General features: G+C 50.9%; 1 rRNA gene. It reads left to right on the plus strand.

From position 1 onward, the window contains the following. Positions 1-105: 105 nt before the first annotated feature. Positions 106-2968, plus strand: a 23S ribosomal RNA gene (locus tag BM163_RS13550); the annotation flags it as partial.

Here is a 2968-nt window from a genome sequence, read left to right on the forward strand (position 1 = left end):
TTGTACCTTGAAAACTAGATAAAGAAGTATGACAAGACATCAAACTTTGAAAGAAATTAAGACCAAACGTCTTTTTACTGTAGTAATAAAGAGTTTACTCATATTAGTTAAGTAAGAAAGGGCGCACGGTGGATGCCTTGGCACTAGGAGCCGATGAAGGACGGGACGAACACCGATATGTTTCGGGGAGCTGTACGTAAGCTATGATCCGGAAATTTCCGAATGGGGGAACCCATCACGTGTAATGACGTGATATCATTAACTGAATCCATAGGTTAATGAAGGCAGACCTGGGGAACTGAAACATCTAAGTACCCAGAGGAAGAGAAAGCAAATGCGATTTCCTGAGTAGCGGCGAGCGAAACGGAATCAGCCCAAACCAAGAAGCTTGCTTCTTGGGGTTGTAGGACACATCATATGGAGTTACAAAGGTAGAGTTTACACGAAGCGACCTGGAAAGGTCTGCCATAGAAGGTAACAGCCCTGTAATGGAAAAATTCTACCCTCCGATGTGGATCCTGAGTACGGCGGAACACGTGAAATTCCGTCGGAATCCGGGAGGACCATCTCCCAAGGCTAAATACTCCCTAGTGACCGATAGTGTACCAGTACCGTGAGGGAAAGGTGAAAAGCACCCCGGAAGGGGAGTGAAAGAGATCCTGAAACCGTGTGCCTACAATTAGTCGAAGCCCGTTAATGGGTGACGGCGTACCTTTTGTAGAATGGACCGGCGAGTTACGATCCCCTGCAAGGTTAAGCCAGAAAAGGCGGAGCCGCAGCGAAAGCGAGTCTGAATAGGGCGCATGTAGTAGGTGGTCGTAGACCCGAAACCGTGTGATCTACCCATGTCCAGGGTGAAGGTCAGGTAACACTGACTGGAGGCCCGAACCCACGTATGTTGAAAAATGCGGGGATGAGGTGTGGGTAGGGGTGAAATGCCAATCGAACACGGAGATAGCTGGTTCTCTCCGAAATAGTTTTAGGACTAGCCTCAAGGCATGTATCTTGGAGGTAGAGCACTGATTGGACTAGGGGCCCCTACCGGGTTACCGAATTCAGTCAAACTCCGAATGCCAATGATATTACCTTGGGAGTCAGACTGTGGGTGATAAGGTTCATAGTCGAGAGGGAAACAACCCAGACCGTCAGCTAAGGTCCCAAAGTATACGTTAAGTGGAAAAGGATGTGGCGTTGCACAGACAACCAGGATGTTGGCTTAGAAGCAGCCATCATTTAAAGAGTGCGTAATAGCTCACTGGTCGAGTGACGCTGCGCCGAAAATGTACCGGGGCTAAACGTATCACCGAAGCTACGGATTGATCTTTGATCAATGGTAGGAGAGCGTTCTAAGTGCTGTAAAGTCAGACCGTGAGGACTGGTGGAGCGCTTAGAAGTGAGAATGCCGGTATGAGTAGCGAAAAAGAAGTGAGAATCTTCTTCACCGAATGCCTAAGGTTTCCTGAGGAAGGCTCGTCCTCTCAGGGTTAGTCAGGACCTAAGTCGAGGCCGAAAGGCGTAGACGATGGACAACAGGTTGATATTCCTGTACCACCTCCTTTTTGTTTGAGCGATGGGGGAACGCAGTAGGATAGGGAAAGCGCACGGATGGAAGAGTGCGTCCAAGCAATGAGTGAGTCAGATAGGCAAATCCGTCTGGCATAATCACAAGTTGTGATGGGGAGAGAAATAAAGTATCGAAGTTCCCGACTTCACACTGCCAAGAAAAGCCTCTAGTGAGAAAAGTGGTGCCTGTACCGCAAACCGACACAGGTAGGCGAGATGAGAATTCTAAGGTGAGCGGGAGAACTCTCGTTAAGGAACTCGGCAAAATGACCCCGTAACTTCGGGAGAAGGGGTGCTTCTCATTCTGAGAAGCCGCAGTGAAAGGGCCCAAGCGACTGTTTAGCAAAAACACAGGTCTCTGCGAAGCCGCAAGGCGAAGTATAGGGGCTGACACCTGCCCGGTGCTGGAAGGTTAAGGGGACATGTTAGCTGTAAAGCGAAGCATTGAACTGAAGCCCCAGTAAACGGCGGCCGTAACTATAACGGTCCTAAGGTAGCGAAATTCCTTGTCGGGTAAGTTCCGACCCGCACGAAAGGTGCAACGACTTGGGCACTGTCTCAACGAGAGACCCGGTGAAATTAAACTATGCGTGAAAATGCGCATTACCCGCGACAGGACGGAAAGACCCCGTGGAGCTTTACTGTAGCCTGATATTGAATATTGGCACAATTTGTACAGGATAGGTGGGAGCCTTAGAAGCGTGAGCGCTAGCTTACGTGGAGGCGCTGGTGGGATACCACCCTGATTGTGTTGATCTTCTAACCCAGGACCGTGATCCGGTTCGGAGACAGTGTCAGGCGGGCAGTTTGACTGGGGCGGTCGCCTCCCAAAGAGTAACGGAGGCGCCCAAAGGTTCCCTCAGAATGGTTGGAAATCATTCGTAGAGTGCAAAGGCATAAGGGAGCTTGACTGCGAGACCTACAAGTCGAGCAGGGACGAAAGTCGGGCTTAGTGATCCGGCGGTACCGAATGGAAGGGCCGTCGCTCAACGGATAAAAGCTACCCCGGGGATAACAGGCTTATCTCCCCCAAGAGTCCACATCGACGGGGAGGTTTGGCACCTCGATGTCGGCTCATCGCATCCTGGGGCTGTAGTCGGTCCCAAGGGTTGGGCTGTTCGCCCATTAAAGCGGTACGCGAGCTGGGTTCAGAACGTCGTGAGACAGTTCGGTCCCTATCCGTCGTGGGCGTTGGAAGTTTGAGAGGAGCTGTCCTTAGTACGAGAGGACCGGGATGGACATACCGCTGGTGCACCAGTTGTTCCGCCAGGAGCATAGCTGGGTAGCTACGTGTGGAAGGGATAAGTGCTGAAAGCATCTAAGCATGAAGCCCCCCTCAAGATGAGACTTCCCATCTGTAAAGAGTAAGATCCCTCAGAGACGATGAGGTAGATAGGTTCGAGGT

Source organism: Halolactibacillus alkaliphilus (assembly GCF_900115465.1).
GTDB lineage: Bacteria > Bacillota > Bacilli > Bacillales > Amphibacillaceae > Halolactibacillus > Halolactibacillus alkaliphilus.